Source organism: Aquabacterium lacunae, from assembly GCF_004310865.1.
GTDB classification, from domain to species: domain Bacteria; phylum Pseudomonadota; class Gammaproteobacteria; order Burkholderiales; family Burkholderiaceae_C; genus Aquabacterium; species Aquabacterium lacunae.
Genome location: NZ_SIXI01000002.1, coordinates 649611 through 667232, shown reverse-complemented (window position 1 = coordinate 667232; position 17622 = coordinate 649611). Strand labels below are relative to the sequence as shown.

General features: G+C 66.4%; 16 protein-coding genes and 6 tRNA genes. 17 read left to right on the top strand and 5 right to left on the bottom strand.

Annotation, left to right across the window (positions count from 1 at the left end):
* The first annotated feature begins 1 nt into the window (after position 1).
* From accD to EYS42_RS06710, 15 genes are all read left to right on the top strand, one after another.
* Positions 2 to 880 carry an acetyl-CoA carboxylase, carboxyltransferase subunit beta gene (accD, locus tag EYS42_RS06780; protein ID WP_130967071.1) on the top strand — a complete coding sequence of 293 codons (879 nt, stop codon included), beginning with the start codon at positions 2 to 4 and terminating at the stop codon, positions 878 to 880.
* Between the two features lie 145 nt (positions 881 to 1025).
* On the top strand, positions 1026 to 2420 hold the full coding sequence (gene folC, locus EYS42_RS06775; protein WP_130967070.1) for a bifunctional tetrahydrofolate synthase/dihydrofolate synthase: 1395 nt from the start codon (positions 1026 to 1028) through the stop codon (positions 2418 to 2420).
* A gap of 51 nt (positions 2421 to 2471) precedes the next feature.
* On the top strand, positions 2472 to 3488 hold the full coding sequence (locus EYS42_RS06770) for an SPOR domain-containing protein (RefSeq protein ID WP_130967069.1): 1017 nt from the start codon (positions 2472 to 2474) through the stop codon (positions 3486 to 3488).
* 15 nt (positions 3489 to 3503) lie between these two features.
* On the top strand, positions 3504 to 4034 hold the full coding sequence (locus EYS42_RS06765; RefSeq protein ID WP_130967068.1) for a CvpA family protein: 531 nt from the start codon (positions 3504 to 3506) through the stop codon (positions 4032 to 4034).
* Positions 4035 to 4107: 73 nt separating this feature from the next.
* A complete protein-coding gene (purF, locus tag EYS42_RS06760) occupies positions 4108 to 5634 on the top strand; it encodes an amidophosphoribosyltransferase (protein ID WP_130967067.1) in 1527 nt (508 codons plus the stop codon).
* Positions 5635 to 5678: 44 nt separating this feature from the next.
* Positions 5679 to 6980, top strand: a complete 1302-nt coding sequence (locus EYS42_RS06755) for an O-succinylhomoserine sulfhydrylase (protein WP_130967066.1) — start codon at positions 5679 to 5681, stop codon at positions 6978 to 6980.
* A 5-nt stretch (positions 6981 to 6985) separates the two neighbouring features.
* Entirely contained in the window at positions 6986 to 8377 is a 1392-nt protein-coding gene (gene gltX / locus EYS42_RS06750) for a glutamate--tRNA ligase (protein WP_130967065.1), read from the top strand.
* Positions 8378 to 8518: 141 nt separating this feature from the next.
* Positions 8519 to 8594, top strand: a tRNA-Ala gene (locus EYS42_RS06745).
* A gap of 60 nt (positions 8595 to 8654) precedes the next feature.
* Positions 8655 to 8730: transfer RNA gene (locus EYS42_RS06740), tRNA-Glu, on the top strand.
* A gap of 49 nt (positions 8731 to 8779) precedes the next feature.
* Positions 8780 to 8856 (top strand) — tRNA-Asp (locus EYS42_RS06735).
* A gap of 87 nt (positions 8857 to 8943) precedes the next feature.
* Positions 8944 to 9019, top strand: a tRNA-Ala gene (locus tag EYS42_RS06730).
* A gap of 57 nt (positions 9020 to 9076) precedes the next feature.
* Positions 9077 to 9152, top strand: a tRNA-Glu gene (locus tag EYS42_RS06725).
* Between the two features lie 50 nt (positions 9153 to 9202).
* Positions 9203 to 9279, top strand: a tRNA-Asp gene (locus EYS42_RS06720).
* 141 nt (positions 9280 to 9420) lie between these two features.
* Positions 9421 to 10215 (top strand): WecB/TagA/CpsF family glycosyltransferase, encoded by a 795-nt coding sequence (locus EYS42_RS06715; RefSeq protein WP_130967064.1) that lies wholly within the window; start codon positions 9421 to 9423, stop codon positions 10213 to 10215.
* Positions 10212 to 11609 carry a hypothetical protein gene (locus EYS42_RS06710; protein WP_130967063.1) on the top strand — a complete coding sequence of 466 codons (1398 nt, stop codon included), beginning with the start codon at positions 10212 to 10214 and terminating at the stop codon, positions 11607 to 11609. The genes EYS42_RS06715 and EYS42_RS06710 overlap by 4 nt, the downstream gene beginning before the upstream one ends.
* Here EYS42_RS06710 and EYS42_RS06705 read toward each other — a convergent pair.
* Positions 11575 to 12528, bottom strand: coding sequence for a DMT family transporter (locus EYS42_RS06705; RefSeq protein ID WP_130967062.1), 954 nt, complete (start codon positions 12526 to 12528; stop codon positions 11575 to 11577). The two genes, EYS42_RS06710 and EYS42_RS06705, sit on opposite strands and share 35 nt — an antisense overlap.
* Entirely contained in the window at positions 12525 to 13049 is a 525-nt protein-coding gene (locus tag EYS42_RS06700; protein ID WP_130967061.1) for a methylated-DNA--[protein]-cysteine S-methyltransferase, read from the bottom strand. The genes EYS42_RS06705 and EYS42_RS06700 overlap by 4 nt, the downstream gene beginning before the upstream one ends.
* A 209-nt stretch (positions 13050 to 13258) precedes the next feature.
* Between EYS42_RS06700 and EYS42_RS06695 the strand changes: the two genes are divergently transcribed.
* Together EYS42_RS06695 and EYS42_RS06690 are read left to right on the top strand one after the other, a co-directional pair.
* Positions 13259 to 14650 (top strand): phosphomannomutase/phosphoglucomutase, encoded by a 1392-nt coding sequence (locus EYS42_RS06695; RefSeq protein WP_130967060.1) that lies wholly within the window; start codon positions 13259 to 13261, stop codon positions 14648 to 14650.
* Positions 14651 to 14766: 116 nt separating this feature from the next.
* A complete protein-coding gene (locus EYS42_RS06690; RefSeq protein ID WP_425358871.1) occupies positions 14767 to 16173 on the top strand; it encodes a 3-deoxy-D-manno-octulosonic acid transferase in 1407 nt (468 codons plus the stop codon).
* Here the strand turns inward: EYS42_RS06690 and EYS42_RS06685 are convergent.
* From EYS42_RS06685 to EYS42_RS06675, 3 genes are all read right to left on the bottom strand, one after another.
* Positions 16136 to 16417, bottom strand: coding sequence for a GNAT family N-acetyltransferase (locus tag EYS42_RS06685; RefSeq protein WP_130967059.1), 282 nt, complete (start codon positions 16415 to 16417; stop codon positions 16136 to 16138). The two genes, EYS42_RS06690 and EYS42_RS06685, sit on opposite strands and share 38 nt — an antisense overlap.
* Positions 16418 to 16502: 85 nt before the next feature.
* Complete coding sequence (locus tag EYS42_RS06680; protein ID WP_130967058.1) at positions 16503 to 17048, bottom strand: chromate transporter; 546 nt, start codon at positions 17046 to 17048, stop codon at positions 16503 to 16505.
* Positions 17045 to 17614 (bottom strand): chromate transporter, encoded by a 570-nt coding sequence (locus EYS42_RS06675; protein WP_245503532.1) that lies wholly within the window; start codon positions 17612 to 17614, stop codon positions 17045 to 17047. Before EYS42_RS06675 ends, EYS42_RS06680 begins: the two co-directional genes overlap by 4 nt.
* Positions 17615 to 17622: the final 8 nt, after the last annotated feature.

Below are 17622 nucleotides of genomic sequence, written 5' to 3'. Positions count from 1 at the left end.
CATGAGTTGGCTTGAGAAACTGCTGCCGCCCAAGATTCAACCCACCGACCCGGCCGAACGCCGCACGGTGCCGGAAGGTCTGTGGACCAAGTGCCCCTCGTGCGAGACGGTGCTCTACAAGAACGACCTGGAAGCCAACCAGAACGTCTGCCCCAAATGTGGCCACCACCACCGCATCGGTGCCCGTGCCCGCCTGGACGCCTTCCTCGACGCCGAAGGCCGCTATGAAATCGGCCAGGAAGTGGTGCCGGTCGATGCCCTGAAGTTCAAGGACAGCAAGAAGTACACCGACCGCATCAAGCAGGCCATGGAAGCCACCGGTGAAACCGACGCCCTGATCGTGATGGGCGGCTCGGTGCACGGCATGCCCCTGGTGGCCGCCTGTTTCGAGTTCGACTTCATGGGCGGTTCGATGGGCTCCGTGGTGGGCGAGCGTTTCGTGCGCGGCGTGGAAGCCGCTGTCGACACCAAGACCGCGTTTGTGTCCTTCACCGCCACGGGTGGCGCCCGCATGCAGGAAGGCCTGCTGAGCCTGATGCAGATGGCCAAGACCAATGCGGCCCTGACCCGCCTGGCCAAGGCCCGCCTGCCCTACATCAGCGTGTTGACCGACCCGACCATGGGCGGTGTGTCGGCCTCGTTCGCCTTCATGGGGGATGTGGTCATTGCCGAGCCCAAGGCCCTGGTGGGCTTTGCCGGCCCCCGCGTGATTGAAAACACCGTGCGCGAAAAGTTGCCCGAAGGCTTCCAGCGTGCCGAGTTCCTGCTGCAGCAAGGTGCCATCGACATGATCACCGACCGCCGCGAGTTGCGCAGCACCATCGCGCGCCAGCTGGCCATGCTGCAACGCCAGCCGGCCGATTCGCTGGTCGACCTCTGATCGACCTTTGACAGGGCGCGGGCCTGAGCCCGCCCCTTGAATGCCGGCTGCGGGCCTCCACCTGCTGCTGGCCAGATGATTCTGACGGGCTGCCAGCTGGCAGCCCGTCTGCGTTCCCGACGAACACTCGCCCTGATCTTCCACCATGAGCAAGCTGCCCGAGACCCTGAACGACTGGCTGGCGCACTGTGAGCGCCTTCACACCGCCGAGATCGAGCTGGGGCTGGGGCGCGTGGCCCAGGTGTGGCTGCGCATGGGCGAGCGCTTCGGCACGCGGCTGGGCACCCCCCTGAACACAACCCCGGGCGCCGACGACGCCGAGACCACCGGCCCCGTGGTGTTCACGGTGGCCGGCACCAATGGCAAAGGCTCGACCTGCGCCATGCTGGAAAGCATCCTGCTGGCCGGCGGCTTTCGCACCGGGGTGTATGGATCGCCTCACCTGGTGCGTTTCGAAGAGCGCTGCCGCCTCAACGGCCAGCTGATCACCGAGGCCGAGCTGGTGCCGCATTTCGCGCAGGTCGAGGCCGCGCGTGGTGACACGCCGCTCACCTACTTCGAGTTCACCACCCTGGCCATCCTGTCGGCCATGGCCGCTGCAGGGCTGGACGCCGTCATCCTGGAAGTGGGCCTGGGCGGGCGCCTCGACGCCGTCAACATCATCGACACCGACTGCGCCATCGTCACCAGCATCGACCTGGACCACATGGAGTTCCTGGGCCCCGACCGCGAATCCATCGGCCGGGAGAAGGCCGGCATCATGCGGGCAGGGCGCCCGGCGGTGGTCTCTGATCCGCAATGCCCGCAGAGCATCATCGACCATGCGGCCGAGATCGGCGCCGACCTGCGGCTGTTCGGCCGCGATTTCAACCATGCCGGTGACCGTCAGCAGTGGTCGTGGGGCGGGCGGGCCAAGCGTTTCAATGGCATGGCCTTCCCGTCGCTGCGCGGCGTGAACCAGCTGCTCAATGCCTCGGGTGTGCTGGCCGCGCTGGAGGCCACCTGGCATCGCCTGCCGCTGCCGGCCCAGGCCGTGCGCACCGGCCTGGCCACGGTCGAGCTGCCGGGCCGTTTCCAGATCATTCCCGGTCAGCCGGTGCTCATCCTGGACGTGGCCCACAACCCGCACGCGGCGGCCAACCTGGCGGTCAACCTCGACCAGATGGGTTTCTACCCTCGCACGCACGTGGTGTGGGGGGCCATGGCCGACAAGGACATGGCCGGCATGGTCGACAAGCTGCGCCACCTGGTCGACCACTGGTTCTGCTGTGACCTGCCCACGCCCAGGGCCGCCTCTGCTGCCCAGTTGGCCGACATCGTGCGGGCCATCTGCGCCCAGCCGGGCTCGGCCACGCAGCCCAAGACCGTGGTCAGCACCCACGCCAACCCGATGGCCGCGCTGACCGCCGCGCTGGCCGTGGCAGACCCGGCGGATAGAATTCTGGTCTTCGGGTCTTTCTTCACGGTGGGCGGTGTGCTGCACGAGGGGCTTCCTCGGCTGAACGCGCCACACCTGCCTGACGCAAGCCCACAGGGCTGAGCGGCGGTACGCGCTCAGTCACCCCTCAGCCTTCCGACCCTGCGTTTTCGCATGCCGCTGCCCCAGTTCCTCCAGCGATTCCGCCCGGGTGCTTCAGAGCCCGAGGCCCCGGTCCAGCCCTTGTCGGAGGCGGACATCGAACAGGCCCGCGTCAAGGCCCGCCGCCGCATGGTGGGCATGGCCGTGCTGGTGGCCGCCGGGGTGGTGGGCTTCCCGTGGTTGTTCGAGACCCAGCCCCGCCCGCTCAATGGTGACGTGCAGGTGGTCAGCCAGGTCTCCCCTGGCGTGGCTGCGCCCGTGTCGGTGCTGCCGCGCCCGCCCGTGGCCAGCGCCGCAGCCACGCGCATGCCCACCGAGTCGCCCAACCTGGCGAGCGAACCGGCCAGCACGCCGCAAGGCACCATCGATGCCATCGAGCCACCGGCTCCTCGCGCGGCCTCGATGCAGGGGCAGGGCGCTTCAGAGGTGGCCCCAGCGCCTCGTCAGAATGCCTTGATCTCTGCAGCCGAGCCGCAGGCGCAGCAGGCGCGTGAGGTCGCAGCCAAGGAAGCCGCAGCCAAGGAAGCCGCAGCCAAGGAAGCTGCCGCCAGAGAGGCGGCCGCCCGGGCGAGCGCGGAAGCCAAGGCCAAGGCCGAGGCAAAGTCCAGGGCCGAAGCCAAGGCCCGAGCCGAAGCCAGAGCAGAGGCCAAAGCCAAGGAAGAGAAAGCCCGCGAAGCCAAGGCCAGAGAAGACAAGGCCAAGGCTGAAGCCAAGGCGAAAGCTGACAGCAAAGCCAAGGCCGAGAAAGACAAAGCCGAGAAAGACAAAGCGGCCAAAGATGGCAAGGCAGCCGACACCGACACCCGCTACGTGGTGCAGGTGGGGGCCTTCAACGACGCCGCCGCGGCCCAGGCTGTGCGCCAGAAGGTGGAAAAGCTGGGCATCAAGACCTATGCCCAGGTGATCGATTCGCCCCAGGGCAAGAAGACCCGTGTGCGCGTGGGGCCCTTCACCAGCAAGGCCGAGGCCGAGAAGGCGCTGGCCAAGCTCAAGCAGGCCGGCCTCAACGCCGGTGTGCTCACCCTCTGATCGCCTGCGTACCGCATGGAACCCACCTTGACCGTCAGCCCTGAACCCGTGTGGACCCTCGTCGACATGGCGCTGGGCCTGGGCTTGCTGCTCTCCATGGTGGTGGGGGCCTGGCGTGGCCTGATCACCGAGGTGCTGTCTCTGATGGGGTGGGGCGTGTCCTACTTTGCAGCCCAGTGGTTCGGCCCCCAGGTGGGCCTGCAGTTGCCGGTGGGCGCGCCGGGCGACCGCCTGAACGCCCTGGCCGGCATGATGACCACCTTCGTGGCGGCGTGGCTGGCCTGGGCGCTGTTGTCGTGGGCCCTGCGCGAGGTGATCAAGGCCTCGGGTCTGAGCGGCACCGACCGCTTGCTGGGTGCCGGTTTTGGATTGATTCGCGGGTTGCTGGTGGCCTTGGTGGTGTACACCCTTGTCAGCATGACCCCCCTGACACGTTGGGAGCCCTGGGTGGCCTCGCGCACGGTGCCCTGGATGCACGTGCTGCTGGAAGGCCTCAAGCCCATGCTGCCCGACAGTGTCAGCCAGTACCTGCCTGAGGCTGCCTGACGATCGGGTGGCCAGGGTCTCCGGCTTGCCGGGGTTTCAAGTTTTTCTGAGTTCGTGAACAAGAGGTGATTCCATGTGCGGCATCGTTGGTGTGATTTCCAAGACGCCCGTCAACCAGCTGATCTATGACTCGCTGCTGCTCCTGCAGCACCGGGGTCAGGACGCAGCAGGCATTGTCACGGCCGGCCCCGACGCCCACGGCCGCCGGTTCTTCATGCACAAGGCCCGCGGCATGGTGAAAGACGTGTTCCGCACCCGCAACATGCGCGCCCTGCAAGGCACCGTGGGCCTGGGTCAGGTGCGTTATCCCACCGCTGGCAACGCATTCAATGAAGAAGAGGCCCAGCCCTTCTACGTGAACGCCCCGTTCGGCCTGGTGCTGGTGCACAACGGCAACCTGACCAACGCCCACTCGCTGCGCCAGGAGCTGTTCGAGATCGACCGCCGCCACCTCAACACCGACAGCGACACCGAGGTGCTGCTCAACGTGTTCGCCCACGAGCTGGAGCTGGCCGGCCGCGACCTGCCACTCACCCCCGCTGCCGTGTTCACGGCCGTGCGTGCCGTGCACAAGCGCATCAAGGGCTCGTACGCCGTGATCTGTCTGATCGCCGGGTATGGGCTGGTGGCCTTCCGCGACCCCTTTGGCATCCGCCCGCTGTGCTACGGCGAGGCCGACCTGCCCGAAGGCCGTGAAGTGATGGTGGCCAGCGAGTCGGTGGTGCTGGAAGGCACCAGCCACCGCTTCGTGCGCGATGTGGCCCCTGGCGAAGCCCTGTTCATCGACCTCGACGGCGTGGTGCATGCCCAGCAGTGCGCTGAGGCCACCGTGCTGAACCCCTGCATGTTCGAGTACGTGTACCTGGCCCGCCCCGATTCGGTCATCGACGGTGTGTCGGTGTACCAGGCCCGCCTGGAAATGGGCGAGACCCTGGCCGAGCGCGTCAAGGCCATGCTGCCGCTCGACGAGATCGACGTGGTCATCCCCATTCCCGAATCGAGCCGTCCGTCGGCCATGCAGCTGGCCCAACGCCTGGGCAAGCCCTACCGCGAAGGCTTCGTCAAGAACCGCTACGTGGGCCGCACCTTCATCATGCCAGGGCAGGGCGTTCGCAAGAAGAGCGTGCGTCAGAAGCTCAACGCCATCGGCCTGGAGTTCAAGGGCCGCAACGTGCTGCTGGTCGATGACTCCATCGTGCGCGGCACCACCTCGAAAGAGATCGTGCAGATGGCCCGTGAAGCCGGTGCCAACAAGGTCTACATGGCCTCGGCTGCGCCGCCCGTGAAGTTCCCCAACGTGTACGGCATCGACATGCCCACCAAGGCCGAACTGGTGGCCCATGGCCGCACGCTGGAAGACATCCGCCAGATCATCGGCTGTGACGCCCTGATCTACCAGGATGTCGACGCCATGAAGCGCGTGGTGGGCCAGCTCAACCCCAAGATCAAGGGCTTCGAGGCCTCGTGCTTCGACGGCATCTACATCACGGGTGATGTGAGCGCCGACGACTTTGCCGCCATCGAATCGCAACGCCTGACGCAGAAGGACGAAGAAGACGCCGTCAACTCGCGCCTGGCCTTGCAGAACCGCGCCGAGTGACCCCACCCGGTCACTCAGCCGAACCCAGGCACCAGGAGCCCCGCATGGCCCAAGTTCCCGAGAACCGCGAGAAGAAAAAGCTGCCGCGCAAGGACCTGCCGGCCGACGCCCGCATCGAGACCCTCTCGGTGCGCGAAGGCCTGCCGCCCACGCAATGGGGTGAAAACTCCGAAGCGCTGTTTCTGACCAGCAGCTTCAACCACCCCGATGCGGCCACGGCCGCTGCGCGTTTTGCCAACGAAGAAGAAGCCTTCGTCTACACGCGCTTCACCAACCCCACCACCATGATGTTCGAGCGCCGCCTGGCGGCCCTCGAAGGCACCGAGGCCTGCATCGCCACGGCCAGCGGCATGAGCGCCATCCTCATGATGATCATGGGGCTGCTGAAGTCGGGTGACCACGTGGTGTGCTCGCAAAGCGTGTTCGGCTCGACCATCACGCTGCTGCAGACGCAGTTCGGCAAATTCGGCATCGAGACCACCTTCGTGTCACAGACCGATGTGAACGCCTGGCGCGAGGCCATCCGGCCCAACACCAGGCTGTTCTTTGCCGAGACACCCAGCAACCCGCTCACCGAGGTCTGCGACATCCGTGCCCTGGCCGAGATCGCCCACGGCTGCGGCGCCTTGCTGGCCGTGGACAACTGCTTTTGCACGCCTGCGCTGCAAAAGCCGGTGGAGATGGGCGCCGACCTCATCATCCACTCGGGCACCAAGTACCTCGACGGGCAGGGCCGCGTGCTGGCCGGTGCCATCTGCGGGCCGGATGCCATCGTCAATGGCCCCTTGATGACCACGCTGCGCGGCGCCGGCATGACCTTGTCGCCGTTCAACGCCTGGGTGGTTCTCAAGGGCCTGGAAACCCTGTCGATCCGCATGGCGGCGCAAAGCAGCAACGCGCTGAAGCTGGCGCAGTGGCTGGAGCAGCAACCCGCGGTCGACCAGGTGTTCTACCCTGGCCTGCCCAGCCACCCGCAGCACGCCCTGGCCATGGCCCAGCAAAACGGCTGCGGTGGCGCGGTGGTGTCCTTCACCGTCAAGCCCTTTGCGGGCGACATCACCGTGCCGGCCCCGGCCGTGCTCGACGATGCCGCCAAGCGTCTGCGCCAGGCCGCCTTCCATGTGATCGACCACACCCGCCTGTGCTCGATCACCTCGAACCTGGGCGACACCAAGACCCTCATCACCCACCCGTCGAGCACCTCGCACGGGCGCCTGCAAGAGCCGCAGCGCCTGGCCGCCGGCATCACGCAGGGCATGATCCGCGTGGCCGTGGGCCTTGAACACATCGACGACCTCACAGCCGACCTCGCGCGCGGCCTGAGCAGCCTGAATTTCCAAAGTTGACCCCCATGACCGTCCGCACCCGGATCGCCCCGTCGCCCACCGGCTTCCTGCACCTGGGCACCGCCCGCACCGCCCTGTATTCCTGGGCCTATGCCCGCCACCACGGTGGCCAGTTCGTGCTGCGCATCGAAGACACCGACGTGGCCCGTTCCACACAGGAGTCGGTCGAGCAGATCCTGCAATCCATGCACTGGCTGGGCCTGGGCTACGACGAAGGCCCGATCTACCAGATGCAGCGCCTGGACCGCTACCAGCAGGTGATCGACCAGATGCTGGCGAACGGCACGGCCTACCGCTGCTACTGCACGCCCGAAGAGCTGGACGCCATGCGCGAAGCTCAAAAGGCCCGCGGTGAAAAAACCGGCTACGACGGCCGCTGGCGCCCGGCCCCCGGCAAGACCTTGCCGCCCGTGCCTGAAGGCGTGAAGCCCGTGGTGCGCTTTGCCAACCCGCTGGATGGCGCCGTGACCTGGGACGACCTGGTCAAGGGCCCGATCACCATCGCCAACAAGGAAATCGACGACCTGATCATCCAGCGCACCGACGGTGTGCCCACCTACAACTTCGCTGTCGTGGTCGATGACTGGGACATGCAGATCAGCCACGTGTTCCGTGGCGACGAGCACATCAACAACACGCCTTGGCAGATCAACATCTACCGCGCACTGGGCGCCGAGCTGCCGCAGTTCGGTCACCTGCCCGTGATCCTGGGTGACGACGGCACCAAGCTGTCCAAGCGCCGTGGCGCCGTGGCCGTGTCGAACTACGAAGAGATGGGCTACCTGCCCGAGGCCATGCTGAACTACCTGGCCCGCCTGGGCTGGAGCCACGGCGACGAAGAGCTCTTCACCATGGAACAGATGGTGTCGTGGTTCGACGGCTCGCACCTGAGCAAGAGCCCCTCGCAGTGGGACGCCGCCAAGCTGGCCTGGGTGAACGCCCATTACGTGAAGCACGCCGACAACGCCCGCCTGGCCGACCTGGTGGTCAAGCATTTCAAGGCGCGTGGCATCGAGGTGGCCGCCGAGCGCCTGCTGGTGCCCTGTGGCCTGTTCAAAGACCGCTGCAACACCACCGTCGAGCTGGCCGACCACCTCACCATGTACGTGGCCGACGTGCAGGCCCCCGAGGCCGAACTGGCCGAGAAGGTGACCGACGCCGTCAAGCCGGCCGTGGCTGCTTTTGCCGCCCGCCTGGCCGATGCCGCGCTGGCCTGGGAGCCTGCCGCCATCAACCAGGCCCTGAAGGACACCCTGGCCGAGTTCGGCCTGAAGATGCCCGCGCTGGCCATCCCGGTGCGCCTGCTGGTGTGCGGTCGTGCCCAGACGCCTTCGGTGGACGCCGTGCTGGCCGCCTTCGACCGCGCCGTGGTGGTCCAGCGCCTGCAGAAAGTTTGAAAATTTTTTCGGCAGCCTTGTCAGCCCTGAAAAAATCGGTATATACTTTCGTTCTCGCTTGAACGACGCCTTGAACAAAACAAGGCAGCCGGGCAAACCAGCGAAACAGCAAGAAGCCGCAAGGTTTCAAGTTGGCTCGATGGGGGTATAGCTCAGCTGGGAGAGCGCTTGCATGGCATGCAAGAGGTCAGCGGTTCGATCCCGCTTACCTCCACCATTTTACATGGTGTCGGGTTGCAGTGTTGGGCAGAGCGTCGCGCAAGAGGTGAAGGATTCAGTCCCCTTCGTCTAGAGGCCTAGGACACCACCCTTTCACGGTGGCTACAGGGGTTCGAATCCCCTAGGGGACGCCAAGTTTGACGGCACTTGGGTTGAGCAATCAGCCAAAGTCGTTACCGACGCGGAGTGGTAGTTCAGTCGGTTAGAATACCGGCCTGTCACGCCGGGGGTCGCGGGTTCGAGTCCCGTCCACTCCGCCAAAGTATTTCATTGGCGTTGCTGGTGACACAGCAGCGTCGAACAGAGTCAGTCTCGGTGCCAGTGCGGCGCCCTGCGTGGTGACACGGGGGGGTATAGCTCAGCTGGGAGAGCGCTTGCATGGCATGCAAGAGGTCAGCGGTTCGATCCCGCTTACCTCCACCATCCAACCAGGCGTCGCAGGCACGGTGTTGATTCGGTTCGCTACAATTTGCAGATGAAGTCCCCTTCGTCTAGAGGCCTAGGACACCACCCTTTCACGGTGGCTACAGGGGTTCGAATCCCCTAGGGGACGCCAAGTTTTGACGGCGCTTGGGTTGAGCAATCAGCCGAAGTCGTCACCGACGCGGAGTGGTAGTTCAGTCGGTTAGAATACCGGCCTGTCACGCCGGGGGTCGCGGGTTCGAGTCCCGTCCACTCCGCCAAGAAAGCAGAGCCCTGATGCGCAAGCATCAGGGCTTTTTGCTTTGGCCGTTCAGCCCGGCTGTTTTCGCGGGGCATCGGTGGATTCGCTGCTTGGCGTTTCCCTCAATGGCATCGTGATGCGCCCCATTTAAGCTTTCTTCATGAAGTACAGGGAAGCAGGGATCTCCCACCTCAATGGGGTTCGCATTGACGCAGCCACCCGCCAGGGTGCTGCGGAATCGGTGCTGAATTCAGCCAGGGCCCAGCTCGGCGGTGTGGTGTGTGTGGCCAATGTTGACATGGTCACCCGCGCCCGGCGTGACCCCGCGCTCGCAGCGCTGATGCAGTCGGCCCGCCACGTGTTCACCGATGGCATGCCGCTGGTGTGGGTGCTGCAGAGGTGGCTGGGGCAGCCTTGGGCACAGCGTGTGTATGGCCCAGACCTCATGTCGGACACGTGCGCTCTGTGCGAGCAGCATGGCCTGTCCGTGTTCCTCTTGGGCGGTACTCCCCACGAACTCCAGATGCTGAAGACCGCAATGGCCTCTCGCTGGCCCCGTCTCCAGATCGCTGGCGGCATTTCTCCGCCACAGTTGCCCGAGCGCCCTCCGCGAGACCCACTGGTGTTGCGCGAGGTTCAACGCTCTGGTGCAGCGGTGTTGCTGGTGGGACTGGGATGCCCCAAGCAGGAGCACTGGATGGCCGCTCATGCAGCAGATCTCTCGTGTGTGTGTGTGGGTGTCGGGCTGGCATTTGCACAGATCGCCGGTCTCAAAACGCGGGCGCCAGCATGGATGCAGGCTCACGGGCTCGAGTGGGTCTTTCGTCTGTGGCAAGAGCCTGGGCGGCTGTGGCGACGCTACCTCGTGGGCAATGCCCGCTTCGTGTGTGATCTGGCGATCCACGCCGTCCACACGCGGGGAAAGGGCACAGCGTCAGGGAAAGGTCGACCATGAATCGCGCACTGATCGTTCTGCAACTCAATGAAGTCAACCCCGAGGTCTTGCTCAGACTGGTCGCCAGAGGTTGTTTGCCGAACTTCCAGGCGCTGCTGCAGCGTCACCCCATGGTCACCACCGCGGTCGATGAGCACGGTGACAACCTGGAGCCCTGGATCCAGTGGGTGACCGCACACACCGGGCTGGAACGCAGCGAGCATGGCGCCGTTCATCTGTCGGATGCGCAACACCAACCCATGCGCCAGGTGTGGGACTTGCTGGAGGAGGCGGGGGTTGCCTGTGGCCTTGTGTCCCCGATGAACGCCAGCAGCCAAGGGTTCACGGGCCAGTTTTTCATTCCAGACCCCTGGTCCACCCGCAATGTCACGCATCCAGCGAGCCTGGCCCCCATCCATCGGTTCATCGCCGAGCGGGTGCACAGGCACCATGCATCGCTCGAGATCGAAAGCAGCCCTGTCGATTTCGTTCGAGCCTTGCGCAGGGCTGGCGTGGGTGTGTCTTCACTGGCCGCGCTGGTCCGCTGCTATCTGCAAGCCCGGGTGGACCCCAGGGCCGCCTGGCGCGTGCCTGCTGCGCTGGATGCTCTGTTGTGGCGCTTGACGCTCAGCCTCCACAGGAAGCACGCGACGCGCTACACATCGGTGTTTCTCAATGCCGTGGCCCATTACCAGCACCACTACTGGACAGCCCATGAGCCTGAGCACTGGGCGCCTCGTCATCCAGGGCTGTTTGCGCAGCCCAACCTGCTGGCCCAGGCCAAGCTGAGACCTGGAGACGACCCCATGACCCATGGCCTGGTGGTGTACGACCAGATCCTCGGCGAGGCCGTGGCAGAGGTTGGCGCCGAGGGGGTGATGGTGATGACCGGTTTGAGTCAGGTGCCGTTTGAAGGTGACTCCCAGGGGGAGGGCTTTTGCCTGTACCGCCCATTCGATCATCAGCGCCTGATGGTGGCCCTCGGTCTCGGTCATGTGGAGGTGGCTCCCCTGATGTCTCGGGACATGATGCTGCACGGACTGACTGCGGCTCAGCAGGTTGAAGTCTCCGAGCTGCTGTCGAGCATGACGCTCAATGGCCGTGCGTTGTTCTCGTGCACCCCGGAGTCCGGCGGGCGCCTGTTCTGCAAAGTCGCATACACCGTGGTGGCGCGACCTGATGATCGGGTCTGCTGGTCGAGACAGGGGCAGGCCAGGCATGTGAGGTTTGGCGACCATTTCCAGCTCATCACCTTCAAGACAGGCGGCCATCACGCCCATGGTTTTCTGCTGGCCGATCCGTCATGGACCGACGGTTGGCTGCAGCAAGGGGTTTTACCGCTTTCGAGTTTCCCCGGGCTGGTGGCCAAGGGGATGGGGGTCAGTGTTCCGCAGTCGATGCGCCTGGCCGCTTGAGTGCCCCTGCTGAAACCGGCGCGCGGCTGGCCAGGAAGGTGCCCAGCACGATCACGCCTGCGCTCAGCAGCATGTCGAGCGTGATGGCTTCGTCCAGCCACAGCCACCCCCACAACATGCCGAATGGTGGGATCAGGAACACCACATTCAGGGCGGTCGAGGGGCCGATGCGTTCGATCAGGCCATAGAACATCACGTAGGCCAGACCGGTGCACAGCGTGGCCAAGGCTGCCAGCGCCGCCCACACGCCCAGGCTGACCTCGGCCCAGGCCGACCCGGGCATGGGGCTGCCGGTGGGTGAGGGCAGGGTTGCTTGCGGGCCCCACCACAGGGCAGGGCCGAGCAGCGCTGCGGCGGTGCACACCATCAGGGCGGCACTGAGTGCGATCGGCGGCAGCCCCGGCAGGTGCCGCTTGCTGTGGTCCACGGCCAGCGCATACATCAGGGTCGAGCCCAAAGCCACGGCCACCGCCAGCGGGTCCAGGCTGGCGGCATCGGCCCCGCGGTGCAGGGCCAGCCACATCACGCCCCCAAAGCCCAGGCTCAGGCCCAAGGCCTTGGCGCGACCGAGGCTTTCGCCCCGCCAGGCCCAGGCCAGCAAGGCGCTCCACATCGGCGCGGTGGCATTGAGCACCGACAGCGGGCCGGCGGGCAGGTGCTGCGCCGCCCAGCTCAGGCCCATGAAGGGCAGCACGCATGACAACATGGCCGACACCAGCACCGTACGCCACACCGGTTGCAAGGCGCGCCATTGCCCCTGCCACAGCACCAGGGGCAGCAGCACCAGCGCTGCACCCGTGGTGCGCAGGGCGGCCACGGCCAGGGGGCCCAGGGCCGGAGCCGTCAGACGCAGGAACAGGAAGCTGCCACCCCAGATGGCCGCCAGCAGCAGAAAGACCAGCGCGTCGCGTGGGCTCATGCGGCGGGCTGGGCCAGCACCCTTTGCCCGTCCAGCGCCACGCCTTCGTGCTGCAGCAGGGCCACCTTGCGGTGCAGACCGCCGGAGTACCCGGTCAGCCAGCCGTCCTGGCCCATCACGCGGTGGCAGGGCACGACGATCGACAGCGGGTTGCGTCCCACAGCCATGCCCACCGCCCGAAAGCCCTTGGGGCTGCCCAGCGCGCGCGCCACGTCGCCATAGGTCTGGTGCTGGCCATGGCCAATGTTCAGCAGGTGCTGCCACACCGACACCTGGAAGGCCGTGCCGATCAGGTCCAGTGGCATGGAAAATCGCTGCAGCTGGCCTTGCCAGTACGCAGAGATCTGCTCGGCTGCTTCACTCAGCAGCGAGTCTTGCGGGCGATAGGGCACGCCTTCGAGTGTGTCGGGCGTGTCTTTCTGCCCCTCCAGGAACCACGCGCCCGCCAGCCCACGCGGGGTGCATGCCAGCAGCATGTCACCCAGGGGGGTCAGGACGGTGGACTGCGCGCTGTAGCTCATGAGGGTCTCCGACACCAGGGGTGCCCAGACACCCGAATCCTCCATCGTAACCGCTGAGCGCGTCGTCCTTTCGGGGGCATGTGTTCACGGGGGATTCACGCGCAGGCATGAAACTTGAAGCGCTTCGGTCGGTCACACCCATGGCGCCGTCCATAGAATGTCGACCACAAGACATCAACGTCCATCCATTCAGTCAGCTAAGGAATTCCATGCAAGTCGCTGCCTCCATCTTCAAGGCCTATGACATCCGGGGCATCGTGGGCCAGACCTTGAACGAGGCAGTGGCCGAGCACCTGGGTCGCGCCTTTGGCACCGAAGCCCTGAAGCTGGGCGAAAAGGCCGTTGCCATCGGCCGTGACGGTCGCCTGTCGGGCCCCTCGCTCAGCGCCGCCCTGATCAAGGGCCTGCGCAGCACCGGCATCAGCGTGATCGACCTGGGCGCCGTGACCACCCCCATGCTGTACTACGTGGCCGCCACCCGCGGTGACCAGGGCTGCCACAGCGGCATCCAGGTCACGGGCAGCCACAACCCGAAGGACTACAACGGCTTCAAGATGGTGCTGGCCGGCAAGGCCATCTACGGTGACGACATCCAGGGCCTGCGCCAGCGCATCGAGGCCGAAGACTACGCCAGCGGCGAGGGCGGCCTGACCGAACTCAACGTGCTGCCCGAGTACACCCAGCGCATCGTGGGTGACTGCAAGCTGTCGCGCCCGCTCAAGATCGTGGTCGATTCGGGCAACGGCATTCCCGGCGCATCGGCGCCCGGCATCTTGCGCGCCCTGGGTTGCGAGGTCACCGAGCTGTACTCCGAAGTCGATGGCGACTTCCCCAACCACCACCCCGACCCCTCCAAGCCCGAGAACCTGGTCGACCTGATCAACGCCGTGAAGGCTCAGGGCGCCGATCTGGGCCTGGCCTTCGACGGTGACGGCGACCGTCTGGGCGTGGTCACGAAAGAAGGGAACAACATCTTCCCTGACCGTCAGATCATGCTGTTTGCCCGCGACATCCTGAGCCGCGTGCCAGGCGGCAAGATCATCTTCGACGTGAAGTGCAGCCAGCAGCTGGCCGAAGTGATCCGTGCCGCTGGCGGCGAGCCCGTGATGTACAAGACCGGCCATTCGCTGGTCAAGGCCAAGCTGAAGGAAACCGGTTCGCCGTTCGCCGGCGAAATGAGCGGCCACATCTTCTTCAAGGAGCGCTGGTACGGCTTCGACGACGCCACCTACACGGCCGGCCGCCTGCTCGAAATCCTGTCGCGCGAGGTCGACCCCAGCGCCGTGCTCAATGCCCTGCCCACCAGCTTCAGCACCCCCGAGCTGAACGTGCCTTGCGCCGAAGGCGAGCACCACGCCGTGATCGAGAAGCTGCGTCAGGTGGCGCGCTTTGATGGCGCCCAGGAAGTGACCACCATCGACGGCCTGCGTGCCGATTACGCCGACGGCTTCGGCCTGGTGCGTGCCTCCAACACCACCCCGGTGCTGGTGCTGCGCTTCGAAGGCAAGACCCCTGAGGCGCTGGAGCGCATCCGCGAGGCCTTCATGGGCCAGATCCTGTCGGTCAAGCCCGACGCCCATGTGGGTGCGTCAGCCCACTGATCGGGCACCGATCGGCTCGTTCATCGGTTCACTGACCGTTCCTCTGGCGGGCCTGCCTTGCAGGCGGCTCGCCACCGCAGGGGCTGCCCTATGATCGGGGCTTCAATTTCTCTGCAGTGGCTGATTTGACCCCGTCTCCTGCCCAGGCCTGGCTTGCACGCCAGGCCTATTCATGGGTGCTTCGCCTGGGCACGCCCGCCTACCTGTGGCGGGTGTGGGCCCGTGGCCGCGAAGAGCCCGATTACCGCCTGAACTGGTGGCAGCGCCTGGGCTGGTACGACAAGGCCTACCGCGCGCAATGGCGCGGTGCCGAGGGCTTTCGAGACGCGTGCCCTGTGGTGTGGGTGCATGCGGTGTCGCTGGGCGAGGCCCGCGCTGCGGTGCCCCTCATTCAGGCCCTGCGCCGACAGTGCGCCGGCATGCGCCTGCTGCTGACCCACACCACGGCCACCGGCCGTGAAGCCGGGAAGGCCCTGCTCAATGCCGAGCATGGCGACATGCAGACCTGGTTGCCCTATGACACGCCCGGCGCCGTGTGGCGCTTCTTGCGCTTTCACCGCCCGCAGGTGGGCGTGTTGATGGAAACCGAGGTGTGGCCCAATGTGCAGCACCAGGCCTTGGAAGCCGGTGTGCCCATGGTGCTGGCCAATGCCCGGCTGAGCGAGAAAAGCCTGCGCCAGGGCCTGAGGTTGTCGGCCTTGATGAAGCCGGCCGCGCAGGCGCTGGCGGCGGTGCTGGCCCAGACCGATGCCGACGCCCGCCGCCTCGCGCAGCTGCTCCAGGGCGCTTCACCCAATGGCCTGCAGGCCTTGCGCGTGTGCGGCAACGTGAAGTTCGACATGAGCCCAGATGCGGCCTTGCTGGCGCGGGGCCGCGCCTGGCAGCAGGCCTTGAAGGCGCAGGTGCCTGATGCGCACCTGGTGATGGCCGCCAGCACCCGCGAAGGCGAGGAGGCCAGCTTGCTGGCCGCATGGCAAGCGGCCCGCAAGCCCGCGGGCGCACGCTTGCTGATCGTGCCGAGGCATCCGCAACGCTTCGATGAAGTGGCCATGCGGGTGCAGGCCTCGGGCCTGAGCCTGTCGCGGCGCAGCCAGTGGGTGGGTGACGCGCCCGATGCGCAGGCCCTGCAGGCCCAGGTGTGGCTGGGCGATTCCATGCGCGAAATGCCGGCCTACTTTGCGGCCAGTGACATGGCCTTGTTGGGTGGCAGCTTTGCGCCCTTGGGTGGGCAGAACCTGATCGAAGCGGCGGCCTGTGGCTGCCCGATCGTGGTGGGGCCTTCGACGTTCAACTTCGAGGAAGCGGCCGAACTGAGTCTGGCCGCCGATGCGGCGCGGCGTGCGCGCGACTGGCCCGAAGGGGTGGCCAAGGCGCTGGCCTGGCTGCAGGAAGGCTCGGCAGCCGAACGGCAGGCACGGTGCCTGGTCTTTGCTCAGGCGCACCAGGGCGCGGCCGACCTCATGGCCCGCGAGATCCTGTTGCGGCTCAGGCCTGCAGGTCGTGCCACTCGGGGTGGCGCCTGAGGTACACCCGCACATAGCTGCACACCGGGTCGACCTTCAGGCCCTGGGCGCGTGCCCACGCGAAGGCCGCCTGCACCAGCTGGGCGGCAATGCCACGCCCTTCCAGGGCCGGGTGCACGAAGGTGTGGGTCATGCGCATGACGCCGCCGTCGAGGCGGTAGTCGGCCACACAGCGGTGGCCATCGACCACGGCGGCAAACGTGTGCTGTTCGGGCAGGTGCTGGATGTCGAGGGCGGTGCTCATGGCCGCATTATCGCCAGCCGGGTGCATGTGCCGCCACCAGGCCACTTGCAGTGGGCGCCACAGGCCCATCATGGGTGCACCGGGCTCAGACCCAGCCCAGCGCGCCCAGCACGGCGCCCGCGGCCACCAGCCAGATCAGCTGCACCTTGGTGCGCCACACCACCAGGGCCACGGCCGCCGCCAGCAGCAGGCCCCGCACTTCGTGCACCGGGGGCGTGAGCAGCCAGCCCGTGGCCAGCAGCAGGCCCACCGTGACGGGCGTCATGCCGCTTTGAAAGGCCTGCACGGCCAGCAGGTGCTTGCGCGTGGCCACCCAGCGCGACACCAGCAAGGTGAGGGTGGCCGAGGGCAGCATGATGCCCAGCATGCTGGCCATGGCGCCCGCCACCCCGGCGCTGTACCAGCCCATCAGGGCCACGAACAGCACGTTGGGGCCCGGGGCGGCTTGCGCCAGCGCCACCGACGAGGTGAACTGTTCGGGCGACAGCAGGTGGTCTTCCAGCACCAGGCGGCGGTGCATGTCGGGCACCAGGGTGATGGCCCCGCCGATGGACATGAGCGACAGGCCGATGAAGTGGCCGAACAGCGTCCACCAGGTGTCGGGGCTCCACGACCACACCACCGGGTTCATGGCGGGCCTTTCGATGTTGTTGGCATGGGGGCTTGCTGTGCGCGCAGGCGTTGGCCCGTCCACAGACACGCCACCAACCCCAGGCCCAGCAGCACCCACAGCAAAGGCCATTTCAGCACCACCATGGCCACAAAGGCCGCGGCGGCCAGGCCCATGGCGGCGGGCAGGCCCAGCGGGTGCGCGTTCAATGGCTTCGACAGCTTCAGCACGGTGCCGATGATCTGCCCACCGGCCACGGCCGCAATGCCTTTGAGTGCGCCCAGCACCATGCCGTGGGTGGCCGAGGCCTGCGGTGCCAGACCCACCAGCCAGGCCAGCGTCAGCAGCAGCACCATAGGCAGGGCGATCATGCCGCCCAGGGCTGCACACGCACCACGCCAGCCGAAGAACCGGTCACCGATCATCAGGGACAGGTTGCACACATTGGGCCCGGGCATCACCTGGGCCGTGCTCAGCAACTCGAGGAACTCGGCCTGCGTCAGCCAGCCGCGGCGGTCACACAGCTCTTTCTGGGCCACGGCCAGCACGCCACCAAAGCCCTGCATGGCCAGGCCGGTGAAGGCCATGAACAGAT